At 47.1% G+C, this 18,334-nt stretch carries 17 protein-coding genes; 5 read left to right on the top strand and 12 right to left on the bottom strand.

Annotated elements, in window-relative coordinates; all coding sequences use genetic code 11:
* Window positions 1-91 precede the first annotated feature (91 nt).
* Window positions 92-904 (top strand): crotonase/enoyl-CoA hydratase family protein, encoded by an 813-nt coding sequence (locus QMA35_RS11785; RefSeq protein WP_281647350.1) that lies wholly within the window; start codon window positions 92-94, stop codon window positions 902-904.
* Window positions 905-962: 58 nt separating this feature from the next.
* Here the strand turns inward: QMA35_RS11785 and QMA35_RS11780 are convergent, their stop codons facing one another.
* The 12 genes from QMA35_RS11780 to QMA35_RS11725 form a co-directional block, all read right to left on the bottom strand.
* Window positions 963-2,843 (bottom strand): hypothetical protein, encoded by a 1,881-nt coding sequence (locus QMA35_RS11780; protein ID WP_281647349.1) that lies wholly within the window; start codon window positions 2,841-2,843, stop codon window positions 963-965.
* Window positions 2,844-3,118: 275 nt separating this feature from the next.
* Window positions 3,119-3,334 carry a hypothetical protein gene (locus QMA35_RS11775; protein ID WP_281647348.1) on the bottom strand — a complete coding sequence of 72 codons (216 nt, stop codon included), beginning with the start codon at window positions 3,332-3,334 and terminating at the stop codon, window positions 3,119-3,121.
* 153 nt (window positions 3,335-3,487) lie between these two features.
* Window positions 3,488-4,237, bottom strand: coding sequence for a hypothetical protein (locus QMA35_RS11770; RefSeq protein ID WP_281647347.1), 750 nt, complete (start codon window positions 4,235-4,237; stop codon window positions 3,488-3,490).
* 59 nt (window positions 4,238-4,296) lie between these two features.
* Window positions 4,297-5,034 (bottom strand): glycerophosphoryl diester phosphodiesterase, encoded by a 738-nt coding sequence (locus QMA35_RS11765; RefSeq protein WP_281647346.1) that lies wholly within the window; start codon window positions 5,032-5,034, stop codon window positions 4,297-4,299.
* A 21-nt stretch (window positions 5,035-5,055) separates the two neighbouring features.
* Window positions 5,056-5,670, bottom strand: coding sequence for a YiiX/YebB-like N1pC/P60 family cysteine hydrolase (locus tag QMA35_RS11760; RefSeq protein ID WP_281647345.1), 615 nt, complete (start codon window positions 5,668-5,670; stop codon window positions 5,056-5,058).
* A gap of 39 nt (window positions 5,671-5,709) precedes the next feature.
* Window positions 5,710-6,270 (bottom strand): hypothetical protein, encoded by a 561-nt coding sequence (locus QMA35_RS11755; protein WP_281647344.1) that lies wholly within the window; start codon window positions 6,268-6,270, stop codon window positions 5,710-5,712.
* A gap of 295 nt (window positions 6,271-6,565) precedes the next feature.
* On the bottom strand, window positions 6,566-7,390 hold the full coding sequence (gene aroE / locus QMA35_RS11750) for a shikimate dehydrogenase (RefSeq protein ID WP_281647343.1): 825 nt from the start codon (window positions 7,388-7,390) through the stop codon (window positions 6,566-6,568).
* A gap of 28 nt (window positions 7,391-7,418) precedes the next feature.
* Window positions 7,419-8,333 carry an oxygen-dependent coproporphyrinogen oxidase gene (gene hemF, locus QMA35_RS11745; protein ID WP_281647342.1) on the bottom strand — a complete coding sequence of 305 codons (915 nt, stop codon included), beginning with the start codon at window positions 8,331-8,333 and terminating at the stop codon, window positions 7,419-7,421.
* A gap of 321 nt (window positions 8,334-8,654) precedes the next feature.
* A complete protein-coding gene (locus tag QMA35_RS11740) occupies window positions 8,655-9,221 on the bottom strand; it encodes an L-threonylcarbamoyladenylate synthase (protein ID WP_281647341.1) in 567 nt (188 codons plus the stop codon).
* Window positions 9,222-9,281: 60 nt separating this feature from the next.
* Entirely contained in the window at window positions 9,282-10,442 is a 1,161-nt protein-coding gene (gene dprA / locus QMA35_RS11735) for a DNA-processing protein DprA (RefSeq protein ID WP_281647340.1), read from the bottom strand.
* 21 nt (window positions 10,443-10,463) lie between these two features.
* Entirely contained in the window at window positions 10,464-11,489 is a 1,026-nt protein-coding gene (locus QMA35_RS11730; protein WP_281647339.1) for a LysM peptidoglycan-binding domain-containing protein, read from the bottom strand.
* A gap of 113 nt (window positions 11,490-11,602) precedes the next feature.
* Window positions 11,603-13,753 (bottom strand): hypothetical protein, encoded by a 2,151-nt coding sequence (locus tag QMA35_RS11725; RefSeq protein ID WP_281647338.1) that lies wholly within the window; start codon window positions 13,751-13,753, stop codon window positions 11,603-11,605.
* A 201-nt stretch (window positions 13,754-13,954) separates the two neighbouring features.
* On the opposite strand from QMA35_RS11725, the gene def reads away from it, so the two are divergent.
* From def to trkA, 4 genes are all read left to right on the top strand, one after another.
* Window positions 13,955-14,464 (top strand): peptide deformylase, encoded by a 510-nt coding sequence (def, locus tag QMA35_RS11720; RefSeq protein ID WP_281647337.1) that lies wholly within the window; start codon window positions 13,955-13,957, stop codon window positions 14,462-14,464.
* A gap of 146 nt (window positions 14,465-14,610) precedes the next feature.
* Complete coding sequence (gene fmt, locus QMA35_RS11715; RefSeq protein WP_281647336.1) at window positions 14,611-15,597, top strand: methionyl-tRNA formyltransferase; 987 nt, start codon at window positions 14,611-14,613, stop codon at window positions 15,595-15,597.
* Window positions 15,597-16,916, top strand: coding sequence for a 16S rRNA (cytosine(967)-C(5))-methyltransferase RsmB (rsmB, locus tag QMA35_RS11710; RefSeq protein WP_281647335.1), 1,320 nt, complete (start codon window positions 15,597-15,599; stop codon window positions 16,914-16,916). Before fmt ends, rsmB begins: the two co-directional genes overlap by 1 nt.
* Window positions 16,917-16,922: 6 nt before the next feature.
* Window positions 16,923-18,296, top strand: coding sequence for a Trk system potassium transporter TrkA (trkA, locus tag QMA35_RS11705; protein WP_281647334.1), 1,374 nt, complete (start codon window positions 16,923-16,925; stop codon window positions 18,294-18,296).
* Window positions 18,297-18,334 lie beyond the last annotated feature (38 nt).

Below are 18,334 nucleotides of genomic sequence, written 5' to 3'. Positions count from 1 at the left end.
CATCTCACGCCTTTCTCGATTTTTTTAACCGGACAGCAGTGAACTGGTTTGTGGAATTATGCGCAGCAAATAATGATAAAGAGGCACCAAGATGTCTGAGCAGCGAGTCCTTTTTCAGATCAAAGAGCATATTGCTTACGTATCTCTGAATCGTCCGGAAAAACATAACGGCCTTGATGAACAGCTGTTTCGAGACTTAATCGGTACAGCGAAGCGCATCCGTAAAGACAAAAACATCCGCGCGGTAATTCTTTTTGGTGAAGGGGAATCATTCTGTGCAGGCCTCGACTTCAAAGCTCTCAGCAAAAACCCAATGATGGTTCCCAAGTTGTTCCTTAAACTGCCATGGACGTCTGCCAATGCTTTCCAGAACGTTGCATATATCTGGCGAACACTTCCTGTACCTGTTATCAGCGCAGTAAAAGGCAACTGTTTCGGTGGTGGTTTACAGATAGCCTTGGGAACGGATTACCGCATTGCCACTCCTGATTCCAAGTGGTCTGTGATGGAAGTGAAGTGGGGGCTTATTCCAGATATGAGCGCTACCACAACTCTGACAACTCTGACTCGCTACGATATTGCCCAGGAACTGACGATGACCGGGCGGGTTTTCTCCGGCCAGGAAGGTTTTGAGTATGGCCTGATCAGCAAGCTCAGTGATGACCCAATGAGCAAAGCTGAAGAGCTGGCTAATGTAATCTGCGAAAAATCTCCCGACCAGATTGCTGCCACCAAGTTTCTGTTTAGAAAAACCTGGAAAGCCGGCCCCCGTCGCTCACTGCTTTGGGAAAGACTGGTTCAGATGCGCTTGTTAGGCAGAAAGAACCAGAGTGTTGCCATGAAGAATGGTTTGGCGGGCAAGGATAAAGAACCCAGGCCGTTTGTTAACCGGTCACTTTTTTAAAAGTTTGGTACCGCTGGCGGGCTTTAAACAGAATTATTTACAGGGTCCCGCCAGCAGTTTATTCTGTTGTTAATATCCAATGCTTTAGATCTTGTATCTGTTGGGATACCGACTCCTTCTTATATACAGCAACCTCAACATCACCAAAACCAAACTCATTCTCAACTTTATCTTTAACAGTTTCCTGAAGGTTTGTAAGCAACGCATCACTCTTCTGAAAGGTTTCATGGGGGTTAATAACAACCTTAAACTTACCCGACTTACTAATAACTCTTTCATCTAACCTCAAAGAAAGCCACCGGTAAATGTGTTCGTTTCTTGTGAATATAGCATTGTGGGTAACCATAACCTGATCGGCTCTTTCTAGCCATGCTGTTTGCAATCTTTCAAGAGCCTCCAAATTAAGGTCTCCTTTAAGCGCTACTGATGGTTGTACTTCTACAAGAATGTTGCCGTTGTTTAAAAGAACGGGCTCGACTAAATTACCGCTATATGCATTCCCACTAACTTCCTCAACCCTATTCTCGCCTGCAAAATAATTGAGCAGATGACTTTTTCCGTCAGAGCCTGTGATGGCAACAACCCGGCCTTTCAGGTTTGCAATTCTTTCGACATCTGCCTGAACACGCCTTGGGTCCAAATTTTTCAGCCCATCTTCAGTGAGTTTTAGATCAATGACCACTTTGTTTTCTTTTCCTATTTGCTGTTTTTGCCACCAGCTAAAAGCCTTATTCAGCAGGGAGTGATACATGATTGAACGAGCAGCAGTCAGAGCTCTCCAGGCTCCGTATTCAGGTCCTGGTTTTCTCTGCCCTTCCAGAGAAACCAAACCTGTTCGCAATGCTGCTTGCTTTGTAATCGAGCTATTCCCTAACCACAATTCCGGCAAACTCAGGCTTTGAGTATCGGTATGATCAGCCAGTAGATAATTACCTTCTCCCAAATAGGCCAACTGCATGTTTCTACCATTAATCACCGATATCAGCATATCGTCACAATGAACATCGCCCGTGTTGTTTGAGTCAGCACTTTCAGCAAGCTCAGCCAAAGCATCAACAATACAGCTGGATAACGGTGATAGTGCAGCCCCCTCAAAATCTTTGGGGAAGGTTCTGGAAAAGATATCTGTCAGCCATAGAGGTGACCGATATGGAAAGACTTCGAGGTGGCTTTGGTTCAACCAGATAGACTTACAAATATTCCCTGAGTTATGTTCTTTACAGGCGACCAGTTCTCCGCTTCCTGATTCGGGTGTCAGTATTAATGTATCAACATTATTGATGAAGGCTGTGCAGGACAACTGGTGTAGTTTTTTGTTAAGCCCAACCTCCTGCTCTGTCGGTTCAGTACAAGCTGAATCATCTGATTTATCTATATGAAACGATAGGAATGGCTTTTCTGTGTGGTGAAAGATCAGCTTATAATCACTGGTTTCACCCGCATGGATGACCCGTGAGCCATAAGGCAATAGGGTTTTGGCTTGTAACCAGACTTCCCAGGCTCCGGTGATCAAGGTGGGGCTTTCCATCATAAGGGAATCAAGCCAGGAATATGAGCCGTTGATGCCCTGAGAATAACGATAGATACCATAAGGGAGCCTGACTATCTGGCGTAATAGAAACTCCCTCCATGTGTGAGAGAGAGTATAATCAACTGTAATCCCCGCTCCGATTAGCAGCTCTCTTGCAAAAACCCTTGAAAAGACAAGTCTGCCAAGCAAATGGCTAAAAAGAATAGTGCTACCGGCCATCAACCCATGATTCACTTCATTGATTACATGCCAGGAGGTTCTTGTTTGATTTTCCCTGAATAGATGCTTTTCCATTTCCTTTGGAACAGATATCTCGGCACCCTTATCAGCACTTGATAACGCAGCAGTCCAGAGAAATACGAAAACAAAGCACCCCGTCAGTACTTTTTCTACAGCACTCTTAGACATGTTACCCCCACCTTTTCACCCAGCAAAAGTAGACGGTATTTAGGCTGTTTTCATTTTTAATAAGGTCTCTGGTAACAAGTATCGAGGTCTGACCACATTTTCACGCCCGATTCTCCCCCACCTGCCTCATCTACCAGTTTTTCATTGGAGATAATTGAGTAGCTGGCCTCTCCTACCGTTCCCAGTGATAACAAATACCATGCCCTTTATATTGACTATGTTTTCCACATCCTCTTCAACAGCTATGTCAGAAAGCTCACCAACCCTATTCTCTGCTATAACAAATCCATAAGCCCAGACGCAAGGCCATTCCCAAACCATATTTCAGGTAAAGCCAGATTTTGAGAATCTGTATGGTCGGCAAGCAGGTAATTTTGCTCACCCAAACCAATTGCTTGCAGGTATGTACCATTGATTACCGGTACAGACATGTCATCGCAATAAACGTCTTCACTGTCAGTTGGGCCAACGTCCTCAATCAACGCGCCCATAATATTCACAGTGCATTGTGAAAGAGGAGATAATGCGTACGTCTCTCTGTTTCTAGCTAAAGGTTTGGAGAGAACATTTGTCAGCCAGATAAAATAGACGGCATTTAAGATATTTTCACAGGGTGAGAAGTAAGGGTCCCTCTAAAAGGAGGATTAGTTATTACCTGTCAGCAACATATTTGCCTGAGCCCTGTTTACAACTTCAAACCAGGTTTGAGCATCTATTGTTCTTACAAAGGAGAGGTAATCTTCTAGCTGCTCGTCAGAAATATCCTGATAGGTCCAGGCAAAACGCGCCAGAGATACTTTTTGTAACTCTTGGTAAATAGCCTGGCGCTGCTTGGTTAAACGCTCACGTATCAATTCAATATCCAGTTTCTGCTCTTCCGGCATATTCTGGGAAACAAGCTCTGCCATCGACAATGCGCTTTGTACAATAAAGTCTGCTCCCTGATCAACAGCATGGGTTTCCTCCATCAATAAGGACAAAACCTGAATTCTTTTTGATGACAGTTTTTGTTCCTGAACCCATATATTCAAGGGTGTTTCAGGTGCGCTTTCTGCAGAAAGAAGCCTTTCCTGGCGGGACAGTTCTTTTCCTCCCACAGAGTACCATTCCAATAGAACCCTGACTTCAGTGTCGGAAAGATTATTACGCAAAGCCCTGACTGTACGACGCTTGTAACGTTTCTCTGAAGTAAGAAGGTTGAAGCGGCGCTGCAGTTTATTAAAGATCTCTTCCGGAAGAGCCTTTTTATAATTCTCCAACATTGCGCTCATGGAGTTGTGCCAACCTGCATAATTCTTATGCAGGTTGGCTGAGTTATAAAGTTCTTCTGCCAATAGCCTTTCAGCAGCAAAACCATAACTACCCAGCAGACTGGCAATGGAGATAGCCAGCATGAAAAAACAACTTTTTATCCCCAAAAAATGCACATGTCCCCCAGCCTCAGTTGTTCTTTTTATAGTAATGCGGCTTTTATTGTTTCCGGGTCATCAGTGAATACACCAGAAACTCCCCAACTCATAAGCTCTACGGCTCTCTTGCCTGAGTTTACTGTATAACAATAAAGTTCATAGCCTGCATCAATCACCTCTGCTGCCTGGGACTTCATCAGCAATTTTTGATTACTGTGAACAGTGATCGCACTCACTCTCTTTACCTGCTCCAACCAGTTCGCAGGAAGCTTTTCAAACAAATGCCCGACGGGAATCTCTGGTTTTTTTTCTTTGCAAATAACGAGAACATCATGATCAAAACTGGAGATAATCAGCTTTCCATCCTCTACAAGAGGGTGCCCCTGCAACTGATCCAAAACTCTGGTGGTCAGTTCTTCCGGAGAATGCTTGTGCATTTTTATTTCAAGGTTCAGACCCATATCGAGGCTATGAATCAGATTCAGAGCCTCACGTAAGGTTGGAATCTTTTCACCTTTAAATTGATGACCATGGAAAGAGGCAAACAGAACACCAGCATCAACTTTTCTTACTTCAGGTAAGGTCAGAGAAAGCAATTCTCCTTTCCCATCCGTACAGCGGTTCAGCGTTCGGTCATGATGAATAACAAGCTCACCGTCGCCTAAAAGAATGACATCTATTTCAACCCACTGCACACCTTTGTCGTATGCAGTACGAATGCCAGCAAGGGTATTTTCCGGTGCAATTTTAGCGGCTCCGCGGTGCCCAATAATTGCGCTCATTTTCACAAGGTTATCCTTCACTCATTTCTGCTGAAAGTTTCCATAACACCCCACGACTGCAAGGTGTGGCGATCTTGAAATTAAGGCGGGGTGGGAGCCAGGCAACCCCTGAGGCACATCCATTCCACGACTTTGATAATACTCTTTCCAGAAAGGCATTATCTGACCTGTTACAGGATCCCGAAATTCTAATGGTGTTTCAGGAAACACATGCTCCCCATTGTTACCGTGAAACCAGGCATCCTGAACCAGTGAACTGCAATACCAGTGTTCCGTTGAGGGCATGTAAGTTTCGTTATAGGGCTTATCGATATAGTGCTCAACTCTCGACAGAACCGTCCGAACCTGTTCTGTGCCCATATTTCTAACCCGGCACACCAAAACCCTGGGGGCGCCTTCCTCGTCGGGATGGGCTTTCTCCAGAAAGTCATCCAGGGAAGTATGCCTGACTCGGGGAGGAACCGCCTCCACCAGCTCACTCTCTGCTGTACAGAGTGCCACATGATTAATTATAAAATTATGAACCCCCGAAAAAATACGGGAAACGGCAGCCATTCGAGGCTCATCACGGGTGTGGAGAAAAAGAAGATCCCCAGGGATAGGTGGGCAGGGGCCGGGAAGTTTGGGATATGGCATTTTGGCCCCTGTCATCATTCTTGCCTGATGATGTAGCTTCTACATCAGAACAAGTCGGGTATCTGTTCGAGACAGAGCTTTCATTGGCTTACCCGAAGCGCCTATACCCCTTAAGGTACGGAACCCTTCATCAATAACGGCCATCAGCTTGTCCAGTGTTTCCGCTTCAGCATAGAAGACGCCATCGTGACAGCCAAGCACGTTGAAGGCAGTGATAATTTCAGGGTGGTGATCAATAAGTTTTTCGGTCAAATGGCGGCTGCTGACCTTCTGATCGGTAAAGATCCATGCACCGGTGCCATTCGGGCGGGAAAACTTCTCGGCGGTCAGCTCTTCACCATATTGATCCATCACCAGTAAGGTTTCTGTTTTTTCAATTGGATTGAACTTATCTTCAAGAAGGCTGGGAACCTGTGTGCTCATCAAGTCCTTAAGCTCTTCCATGTGGGCAACTGCGCCGAAACAGATAAGGTCTGTAGGACCAAGAGGGCAATGTGCAACCTTAATGGCATCAAGGTTAAGTAGCGCTTCGCGAATCTTGTGGACATCGTTATCGCCAGCATCAACCAGAATAATAAAACTGAGATGTGTTCCAGCCATGTTCAACTCCCCAAACAATTTAAAGATTCTCCGGCCATAATATCACCAGTTATGTTTAGGGTCTGTTGATGTTTTATGATTGAGTTCAGTATTTCTGTAGGCTTTTATGATCGGGCGCAGTGTTGAAGGAATACTTATTGCCCTTCAAAACACTGCAACATAGCCATAAAAGCCTTCAGGTGGCCCTGAAAGCAGTCATCCGCTGGAATAACTACGATTTTCACAAGCCTTTCTAACGGCTAACTGCTTTTAGGGCGACTGAGCCGAACACAAAACATCAACCGACCCTGGTGATCTATTCACCCCTGAACTTCGCGATAACCTGTGCCGTTTCCGGCCTTTTATTACGCCAGATTGAAAAAGATTCTGCCGCCTGCTCTACCAGCATACCCAAACCATCAATAACTGTTTGAGCGCCGCGCTCTCTGGCCCAGCGGTTAAACACAGTTTCTTCTACTCCGTACATCATGTCGTATACGGTCGTTTGTTGATTAATCGCTGTTTGTGGCAGAGGTGGACACTCCCCCTGAAGACTTGCAGATGTTCCGTTAATAATGAGATCAAACGGCCCTTCAGCTTCAGAAAAACCGCAAGCAGAAATATTTCCCAGCTCACCAAACAGTTTCACCAGTTCTTCCGCACGGCTGACAGTGCGATTGGCAACAACAACGGCAGATGGGTTTTTCTCCAGAATGGATTCCAGCACACCTCTTACAGCGCCGCCTGCTCCCAATACAAGAACACGCCGACCTTCAATATCAACCTTATGGTTAACCGTAATATCCCTGACCAGGCCAACACCATCGGTTGTATCGCCCCAGAGCGCGCCGGTTTCGTCTTTCCAGAGTGTATTCACAGCTCCCGCCCGACGAGCTCTGTCTGTCATTCTTTCCGCTTTGTTCCAGGCATCCTGTTTGAAAGGAACAGTGATATTCAGCCCTAAACCCTTGTTGCTATAGAACTGCTCAACTGCTTCAGAAAATTCTTCGGTTGGGACAAGCAGGGCTTCGTAACGAAGTTTTTCACCTGTCTGCTTGGCAAACATCGCATGTATTGCCGGAGACTTGCTGTGACCGATAGGGTTCCCCATCACCGCATACTGATCTGCAGCTACATTCATTTTTATACTTCTCCTAAATCCTTTACGACTAAACCCATTCCCGGGGTTTCAGGTAATTTTCATACAGGTCAGCTTCCGGAGTGTTTGGCTCCGGCCGCCAGTTGTAGTCCCAGTCTACTTCCGGTGGCATCGACATAAGAATGGACTCAGTTCTTCCACCAGACTGCAGCCCAAAAATCGTGCCCCTGTCATAGACAAGATTGAATTCCACATACCGCCCACGGCGATACTTCTGGAATTTTTTCTCCCGCTCTCCCCACGGGGTATCTTTACGCTTTTTAATAATAGGCAGATAGGCTTCCAGATAGCTGTCACCCACACTGCGCATAAAAGCGAAAGTCTCTTCGAAAGACCACTCATTCAAATCATCGAAGAACAGACCACCAACCCCACGGGGTTCCTGCCGGTGCTTAAGATAGAAATATTCATCACACCACTTTTTAAACCGTGGATAAACATCGGCACCAAAAGGCTTACAGGCATTACGACACACTTGATGCCAGTGGCGGCAATCTTCTTCAAAAGCGTAATAAGGTGTTAAATCGTAGCCACCACCAAACCACCAGATCGGCGCTTCACCTTCTTTTTCAGCAACAAATAATCTGATGTTGGCGTGGGATGTTGGCACATAAGGGTTTTTCGGGTGGATAACCAGAGAAACACCCATAGCCCGGAAGCTGCGACCAGCCAGTTCTGGCCTGCGTGCTGATGCAGTAGCAGGAAGGGAAATCCCAGAAACCGAGGAGAAGTTCACTCCGCCTTTTTCGATAATAGAGCCACCCTCAAGAACACGGGCTCGGCCTCCACCGCCTCCCGGATGCTCGGTAATATCTGTTCGAAATTCAGAACCATCAACCCGGCTTAATGCTTCACATATCTGATCCTGCAAACTTTTCAGATATTGCTCGACACTGCTGATATCTAAACCGCTGGTTCCAGTCATGCTGGCATCTCATTTATTTTGTTAGATCAATATCTTACCACTGTTGCCTTTTGTTCGGGAGTTGCTCTGGCAAGACTCCTGCTACACAACATAGTCGTCAACTGAAAAAAATAGTCGTCAACTGAAAAAAATAGTCGTCAACTGAAAAAACTTTTGGGGAGTGGAATACGCAATCCAATACTTCATCCAATCCTTCATCTTCGAGCAAGATCTGGGTAAACCATTTCTTTCGTTACGTTCTCGTTACAGGCATCCAAAGGGGTACGTTGATCCATACCTTACGGACAAGGAAAGAGAGCGCTTTCATCGTATTAAGAAGGTTTAGCTGCGCAGGATTTGGCCTGTTTCAAGGTCACAAATTCGCGAAGGAGATGTGGAATTTCCGACAACTCCTTCCACCACCATATCTACTTCACTTTCAAACAATGCTACAACATCAGCCTGTTCTTTCAGGGCGTCTTCACCCGCACGATTCGCCGATGTTGAAACCAAAGGCTTACTCCAATCAATACAAAGTTGCTGAACGAGAGGGTGAGCACTTACACGAACCGCTACCGAACGGTGCTGACCTCTTACCCATTCCGGCACCCATTGATTAACATCCGGAATCAGCCAGGTCACAGGTCCGGGCCAGCTTTCACCCAGCAGTTTTTTCTTTTCATCAGAAAGCCCTTCCAGTAATGGGGCAATCTGCTCTTGATTGGCGGCTACCAGAATCAAGCCTTTTTCTACTGGGCGACGTTTGATAGTAAGGATTTTCTCAACAGCTTTCTGATTCCAAGGATCACAACCCAGTCCCCAGACAGCTTCCGTAGGATAAGCAACAACACCACCATTATTAATAACAGCAGCTGCGGTTTTAGTGTTTTCAGGTAGAGTGTCTTTCACAGGCATCAGGTGTTGGGGTTAGATTATTCTTTGGCTTTATGCTCAAGCAGGTTCTGCATTTTACAGGGTTCTGTTGGCAAGCGCTCGGGAAAACCCACCAGAAACAGATTTTATAAATCCTTCCAGCTCCAGGTTGAGCAATGTTTCAGATAACTTCTGCCCATCCATACCTGAACGAATTAAAAGCTCATCATGGTGGTGGCTTGTATCAAAACCAATAAGGTTCAAAACCATTTGCTGTGTTGGGCAATCCGGCTCTACATGAGAGTTGAAACCTCTCTGGTGTCTTGCCTCCATTGAGATAACACCATCTAACTCCTGCAATATCTGCGCAGTATTTTCTACCAGACATGCGCCATCCCGGATAAGTGCATGACACCCACGAGCACCCGGATTATTCACAGAACCCGGCATAGCAAATACTTCTCTTCCTTGCTCAAGAGCACAGCGAGCCGTCACCAGAGAACCACTGGCGACTGCTGCTTCAACCACCAGCACACCAACACTTAAGCCGCTGATAATACGATTTCGTCTTGGGAAATGGCCAGATTTAGGTTGTGTACCGAGAGCAAACTCCGATACCAAAGCACCGCTTCCGGTAATAGATTCAGCAAGAGCCTTATGCCGCTGGGGGTAAATATAATCAACTCCACCAGCCAAAGCAGCGATGGTCTGGTTTCCACCCTGCAAAGCGCCCTGATGTGCAACGCCATCTATACCCAAGGCCAACCCGCTGGTAATAGTTAAGCCATGTTCACCCAACTCACAGGAAATCTGCCTGGCAATATCGAGAGCGACATAAGAAGGCTTTCGACTACCCACTACCGCAAGTTGGCGAGAACTGAGAACACGAACATCACCATTAATAAAAAGCAGGGGAGGCGGGTCATAAATGGTTTTCAAAAGTGCAGGGTAACTTGGGCTGCTCTGAGACAAGATGTGGTGTCTGTCATTTTCTTCCAGCCACTGTTTATCCCTCTCCAGAGCGGACTTTATAAATGGATTATTTTCAGCGCCTGACACAGCCTTAGCGAGAGATGCTGGTAACAACTCTCTGAGTTGTTTTCCATCTGCACCCAGTACCTTCTCGGGAGAGCCAAATACCTCAAGCAACTGCTGATAACGAACAGGTCCAAGGCCAGGAATATGAAAGAGCAGTAGCCACGGTTGCAGCTGCTGCCATTGAGATAGAGATGTGGGGGAAAGTGTGTCGCCATTCATGGCGACACAGTCTAGACAGTATCATGGCGCCCGCAAAGTATCGCCAGTATGAAGTGGCTGAGAGGCCTGCATAACAATGGCAAAGCTCATCTTTTCGTAAGTGCGGAATACCATAATATGGCCAACCCGTTCTGCTGGGAGAGCAACGATCTCACCAGTCATTTTGTCCTTAATATTGTTCTGGCGGTAAATCGCCATAACACTTCCGTCTTTCAGACCTTCCCGGGAGCCAAGGTTAATTAATACATTGTTATAAAGGCCAATTTGGTTAACACCACCCACAACATCAAGGATGGTACCTTCAATATCTCGATTCTCTGGTGCAGAAGGATAGAACGAAGTGGCCAAGCGGCGCTCTTCAGAAACCAACAATTTATCTCCCACCCGCAACTCTTCACTTGAGCGAGACACGCTCATGGTAGCGATATCATTGGTAATTCTTTCTACATCAACAGAGCCTACGCTTTGAACCATTGTTCCCAGGAATTCACCCGTTTTGGGGTCAACATAGTTCTGTTCACCTCGATAAACGCCATAAACACTTGCGCCCTGATCAAACTCACCACGCACATAAACAGTATCGCCGGCACCGCTGATCACCTGTTCCTGACCGTTAGACAGAATGTAAGGGGCTTTCTTCATAACCTCAGGACTTTCAACCACACGGCTTACATCCAGAAAGCTGCTGATAACATCCAGAGGAATGGCAGGAATAGCATTTTCGAGAGGAGTAGAACGAACTTTGGGACCCAGTTTCAGGGTCCTACCTGTCAGGCCTCGGTTAATGGTTAATCGAGGCTTACCTTCGATATAAATCAGAGTAACAACATCGCCGGGATAAATAAGGTGAGGGTTATTAATTTGAGGGTTGAGGCTCCAGACCTCAGGCCACTGCCATGGATTTTCAAGAAAACGCCCTGAAATATCCCAAAGAGTGTCCCCTTTCACAACAGTGTATGAGTCTGGCCGATCATCACGAAAGGGTGCTGCGGCCCACACCTGAGAGACCAGACTCACCAGGAAAGCTGTCAGCAGAGCTTTCTTCATATTTCTGTCCTTGGTTCTATTTTTCTGTGTATTAAACCAATACTAACAGTTGTCTTGTCAGAAAGACTAATCGAGCACTATTTCCTTTCTGTTATGGGGTTTAGTGCACGAAACTAATTATCTGCGCTTTCGTCACCCGATTCTTCATCTGTATCAGAACCACCTCCCATGTAAGAACCACCCCCCGTGAAATCCCTATGGGGGGAACCGATAGAATGAGCACCGCTAATGAGTGGGGAGTGTTGACCAAGATCAAGCCCGGAAGTCCCTGGACTGGAGTCGCTGGATAAAAGAGTCGGCCTTCTGGTGTGCTCATCCGCTGTAAGGTTCTTGCGATTATCTTCCTGCTGCTGTTCGCTGGTTTTCTTACGCTTGGGTCTTGGACCCATAAACGAGTTATAGAGCGAAATTCCTGACAGATTATTAGCAGAAAATAGCCCGGGCATGTATACCGCTGGCGTAGATGTTAAAAACTCGACCGCACTCGTACAACCAGCCAAAACGGAGGTAACCCATCCTGCTCCCACGATAACAGCCCCCCCCAGAACAGCGCCAACAAGAGCAAGACATGCCAGATATCTGACTGTTGGGCTTGTACGCAATTTTTCAACGAAAGCAGCAAGTGTTAATACAGACCCACTTGCTGCATAAACAGTCTGCCAATGGGGGTGAGAAGCAGGCAAAGCCATCAAGGCAGTGCTAATGGTTGTTGCTGCCTGCACAGTATTAGCGTGTTTATCAAGAAATGCTGCCGTCGGGCTATCTTGCAGGCTTTTCCCAAATTTGGTGTAGCTTGCAGTTTTTCTGGTAACACCCGCCAACAGTTTGGCTCCTCCCATAAATGCCAGTGCAGGCCCCCCACAACTGTATACAGACAATCCGGCAAGGAGTTCAAATAGTTGCTCACCACTCTGCGCCGCGGGGTCTTCCGGGTATGTACTCCCGCTGGCAGCACCAAAAACACTCCCCGAAAAAGCATGGGCTGGATTATTACTAAGAGCTGCAGCCGTGAGTATGCCTTTTGCCGCGCCCCACATAATTCTTTTGGGGGGGGTTGGAGGAGTCGTCGATACATTATCTTCTTCATCTTCGAACACAAAACTTCCTAAGGGTTGACGCTGAAGCTTAAGATGGTTTCTGAGCTGTTCTCTTTTTTTCCCAAGCTTGGTTGCTACCTTTTTTGCGTCCTCAACAGGCATCCTGCCTTTACATTCCACACGGTCTGTGTTTTTCGGTGGCGAGGGCCAATGAACCAGCCGAACTGCTGTATTGTCACAGCCATCAGTGGAGAACATAGCTGCATGAGTAAACCTGTTCCCGGATTTCGCCAGCAGATCAAACAACTCTTGTTCTGCGTCCTCTAAAGACAGTCTGTCTTCGTCGTGCTGGAAGAACAGAATATTGCAGCCCCATTCCGATGGTAGCTTCCCCCCAATCTTCTTTTGTTGCTGCCGGTTGTAGGCAAGCTGTAATTTTGAGGCGAGGAAAAAATCTCCCCTTTTTTTTGCGATGTTGATTTCTGATTCAGGATTATTAACTCCGTCTTGTTCGGGCGGCTGGATTTCAACACCACATTCAAGAAGCGTTTCAATGAGATGAAGATTCCACATATTGTGGAGAACATTATGCATAATGCTCTTACCATCTTCGTCTGTTGCTTCCTGGTAAAGAAGCATCAGCCTTTCGGCTTCACCCGCCTCGCCAAACTTCCCACTCTCTAGCGCCTCCTGCAGTTCATCCAGAACACCTTTCTGATCTTGTGTTAATTCACAACTCTGCAAAAATTCTTTGAGATTGGCTTCAAGCCGCTCCCTTTGCTCGGTTGTCCCTGTAAAGTTGCGGCACACAGCAGCCCAGAACACTTCCTCTTTTTTGGGGTCACCCTCATCTCCTCCAAGTTTCGCGTAAAGCTCCTTGGCCCTCTCCGGGGAAATGGGCTCCTGACTGCTGAATAAAGAAGACAGTACGGTTTCAGAAGGTTTAGAACTTGCGAGGGTTTGGTCTGTAAGGGACTCCAGATATTCCCGGCTCATATGGCTGACAACCCCTTTTGGCAGGCATGACATCTGAACGCAGACCTTTGCTCCAAGGTCGGCGAGATTCACATGCTTTCCGAGGTTGCACAAAAGAAGTCTGCCTACACTCATGTCTGCCTTACACGTCATCCCGGAACACTTTGGTATAACTTCTGGTTGAAGAGGTTCTTCCTCTCGAGCGCTAAATACGCGCTTTCCCAGACTGAAGGGTTTCGTTGAGCAGGCCATATCTGATTCCTTTTCATGCCTCAAATTAAAGGGCTTACTTAGATATGAGTCTTAACAACACTGTTATATCCACAAGCGATGTTTTTGCTAGATGTTCTGTTAGTGATACTGCCCATTTGTTGAGAAATTACTAATGCCTGCCCGGAGTAGTTTTCGTACAATAAGATTAAGTGGATATAAAAAGCAGAGCTGACATAACTTATGGCAAAACTCGATATTCTTGAGTTTCCTGATCCTCGCTTGCGTAAACCGGGCGAAAAGGTCGAGATTGTTGATGAAGAGATCAAGCAACTGATCGACGACATGTTCGAAACCATGTACGCCGCCGATGGCTGTGGCCTGGCTGCCACACAGGTAGATGTACAGAAACGCATCTTTATTATGGATTTCTCTGAAGACAGAGAAGAAGCCTGGACTTTCATTAATCCGGAAATCACGCCTCTGACGGAAGAACCCTCAGAGTTTGCTGAAGGCTGCCTGTCTGTGCCCGGATTCTTTGAGAACCTTGACCGCCCGAACCGAGTAAAAGTGAAAGCTCTGGATCGTGACGGCAAAGAATTTGAGCATGAGTTTGAAGGCCTGCCTGCAGTTTGCATTCAGCATGAAAATGATCACCTGGATGGAAAACTGTTTGTAGATGCTCTCACCAAACTCAAGCGCGATAGAATTCGCAAAAAGCTTGAAAAGGCCCAACGTCTTGCAGCCAAATAATCAGCAGTATTAGATCAACCCTGATTTCAGGCGGAGTGTCGCCTTTTTCCTTACGACACTCCGCCTGTTTCCCTTTCTCTTTTCCCTTTTGTCTCGCCAGAGGCGATAATTCCCCTCTTACATTTGTTTCCTGACGCCGGAGCACCATGAGCAAAGCACTACGTATTGTCTTTGCCGGCACCCCTGAGTTTGCCGCCATACATCTTCAGTCCGTTCTCGACAGCGAGCACGAAGTTATTGCTGTTTATACTCAACCTGATCGCCCGGCGGGTCGTGGACGTAAGCTCACCCCTAGCCCGGTAAAAGAGCTGGCACTCAAACATGACCTTCCTGTGTATCAGCCAAAGAGCCTTCGGAATGAAGAAGCACAGCAAGAGCTGTCAGCTCTGAACGCGGATTTGATGATTGTTGTGGCTTACGGCCTGATCTTGCCAAAGGTTGTTCTGGAAACACCTGTGCATGGTTGCATTAATGTTCACGGTTCCATTCTGCCCCGCTGGCGTGGTGCAGCTCCTATTCAGCGCGCAGTGGCTTCCGGAGACCAAGAATCTGGCGTCACTATTATGCAAATGGATGAAGGGCTGGATACTGGCGACATGCTGCTGAAGGTGACCTGCCCAATCAATCCGACTGACACCAGCCAGGACCTTTATGATCGTCTGGCAGAACTGGGAGGGCCGGCTCTAATCGAAACCCTTTCCATGATCAGTACAGGAACTCTCCAGCCTGAAAAGCAAAATGATGATCTGGCCACTTACGCTCGCAAAATGAGCAAAGGAGAAGGGCAGGTAGACTGGAACCGTTCGGCAGCCGAACTGGATTGCCAGATTCGTGGTTTTAACCCATGGCCGGTTGCCTGGATGCTTCAGGATGCCGAACAGCAGGACAAGCGCACCCGCATCTGGGAAGCATCTCCCTTAGAGGAAAGCTCTAATGCTACTCCTGGCACTATTATTCGTGCAGATAAAAAGGGTATCGATGTAGCCTGCGGCGAAGGTGTTTTGCGTTTGAAGAAACTGCAACTGCCCGGCAGTAAAGCCATGAATGTTCTGGATCTTCTGAACAGTCGTAAAGAGATGTTTGCGCCCGGCACTCTCTTTAATTCACCCTTTTCCAAGGTAGAGCTGTCCTGATGGGTGAGAGAAGAGCAGCGAAAAAGCCAGTACGTCTGCTTGCCGCAAAAGTAATTGCCAAGGTTATTAATGGTGAATCTCTGGCAACTGCACTTCCTGTTGCCGAAGCTGATATTGAGAGCCGTGACCAACCGTTGTTGCGCCAGCTTTGCTATACGACACTACGACACTGGTTTTCCCTAAACGCTGTTCTCGACCAGTTGTTGAGTAAACCGCTAAAGAACAAAGATGCCGATGTTAAAGCGATTATGCTCCTTGGTCTTTGTCAGTTATTTCATACCCGTATTCCAGCGCACGCAGCTATTGGCGAGTCGGTTACAGCGGTAAAAGGTTTGAAGAAAAACTGGGCCAACGGGCTCGTGAATGCAGTTCTTCGTAATGCTCAAAGAGAAGAAGAGACATTACGCAAGTTTGTTTCCCAACCTGCTGCTCTCAGCGAAATGCCAGACTGGCTGTATGGAAAACTGGCCAAGCGCTGGCCTGAACATTTGGATTCCATTATTGCCGGAACAAACAGCCAGGCTCCAATGACTCTCCGCGTGAATAGCTCAAAAGTGTCATGCACTGAATATATGGAGAAACTCCAGGCTGCAGATATAAAAGCCAATTATTGTCAGTTTTCTTTCCACGGCATTCAGCTTGGTGAGCCAACATCTGTGGACAACCTTCCAGGATTTACCGATGGTCTGGTCAGCGTTCAGGATGAAGCAGCACAACTCTCTGCAGCCATGCTTGAATGTAAAGCCGGTGATCGTGTACTGGATGCCTGTGCCGCTCCCGGTGGTAAAACCTGTCATCTTCTGGAAAGTACTGAAAACCTGGATATGACTGCACTGGATCTTGAAGCCAAACGACTGGAACGAGTGGAAGAAAACCTTGAACGTCTTGAGCTGCAAGCCGGTGTTATACAAGGGGATGCCAGCAAACCAGAAGAGTGGTGGGACAAACAACAATACGACCGTATTCTTCTTGATGCACCATGTTCTGCAACCGGGGTAATACGCCGGCACCCGGATATTAAATTACTGCGCAGACCAGAAGATATTACTCAACTGGCAGAGCTTCAGGGCAAAATTCTTGATGCTATGTGGTCACTTTTAAAGCCTGGTGGAACGATGGTTTACGCAACCTGTTCAATTCTGCCGGAAGAAAACAGCCGCCAGATCGACAGCTTTCTTGCCCGAACAGCAAATGCGGTGCAGGATACCCCAATAAGCGAATGTGGTATTGATACCGGATTTGGCTTGCAGCTACTGCCCAAGGCAGGCAGTCATGACGGTTTCTTTTACTGTCGTCTACGAAAAGAAAAGATCAACTGAGCTTTCATGAAAATTATCATTCTGGGTGCCGGGCAGGTTGGCGGCACCCTGGCCGAAAATCTGGCTAACGAAGAAAATGATATTACCGTTGTAGATACCAACGCCGAACGCTTGAGAGAGCTTCAGGAGCGTATGGATATCCGCACAGTTCACGGTATGGCATCTTTTCCGTCTGTTTTAAAACAGGCCGGTGCCGATGATGCCGATATGCTGGTTGCTGTAACCAACAGTGATGAAGTCAATATGGTAGCTTGTCAGATAGCCTTCACCATGTTTCACACACCAACAAAAATTGCCCGCATCAGGCAAACTGCTTATCTCACCAGAACAGGTTTATTCAGCGAAGAAGCTTTTCCCGTTGATGTACTCATCAGCCCGGAGCAAGTGGTTACCAACCACATAAAGCGCTTGATAGAGCATCCCGGAGCTTTGCAGGTTCTGGACTTTGCCAATGGCCGCCTGCAAATGGTAGCGGTAAAAGCTTATTACGGCGGGCCTTTGGTAAACCAGGAGTTGCGCACGATCCGGGAACATATGCCTAATGTTGATACCCGGGTGGCGGCTATTTTTCGCCGTGGTAAAGCGATTACACCTGGAGGCACTACGGTTATTGAAGCCGACGATGAGGTGTTCTTTATCGCTGACCGTCGCCACATCCGCGATGTGATGAGTGAGTTGCGCCGCCTTGATCAGGATTACAAACGCATAATTATTGCTGGCGGCGGTAATATCGGTCTGAGGCTGGCTCAGGCAATTGAAGATCGTTACAACGTTAAGATAATTGAACAAAATCTGGCTCGCTGTCATCAGCTGTCTCAAGACCTGAATAAAACTATCGTGTTTAACGGCAGTGCTTCTGACAAAGATCTTCTTCAGTCGGAAAGCATTGAGGGCACCGATATATTTATCGCCCTAACCAATGATGACGAAGCCAATGTGATGTCGTCGATGCTGGCCAAACGATTGGGTGCCCGCAAAGTGATGACCCTGATTAATAATCCGGCCTATGTCGACCTTGTACAGGGCGGTGAGATCGATATCGCTATATCTCCACAACTGGTGACCATCGGAAGTCTTCTTCGTCATGTAAGGCGCGGAGATGTAGTAAATGTTCACTCACTTCGCCGTGGCGCGGCTGAAGCCTTTGAGGCTATCGCCCATGGTGACAAACACAGCTCCAAGGTTGTTGGGAACACAATTGGTGAGGTCGCACTTCCACCAGGAACAACTATTGGTGCCATTGTTCGGAACGACGAGGTTCTTATCGCCCACGACCATATTGAAATAGAGGCTGGCGACCACGTTATCTTGTTCCTTACAGACAAGAAGCGTATAACCGAAGTTGAGAAGCTGTTCCAGGTAGGCATAGCTTTCTTCTAAAGGTTCCATAACACAGAACAATAGATACGAGAGCCTGT

Origin of the sequence: Parendozoicomonas sp. Alg238-R29 (assembly GCF_947331445.1) — a bacterium.
In the GTDB taxonomy this organism is placed as follows: Bacteria; Pseudomonadota; Gammaproteobacteria; order Pseudomonadales; family Endozoicomonadaceae; genus Sansalvadorimonas.
This window is presented reverse-complemented; position numbering and strand designations above follow the sequence as displayed.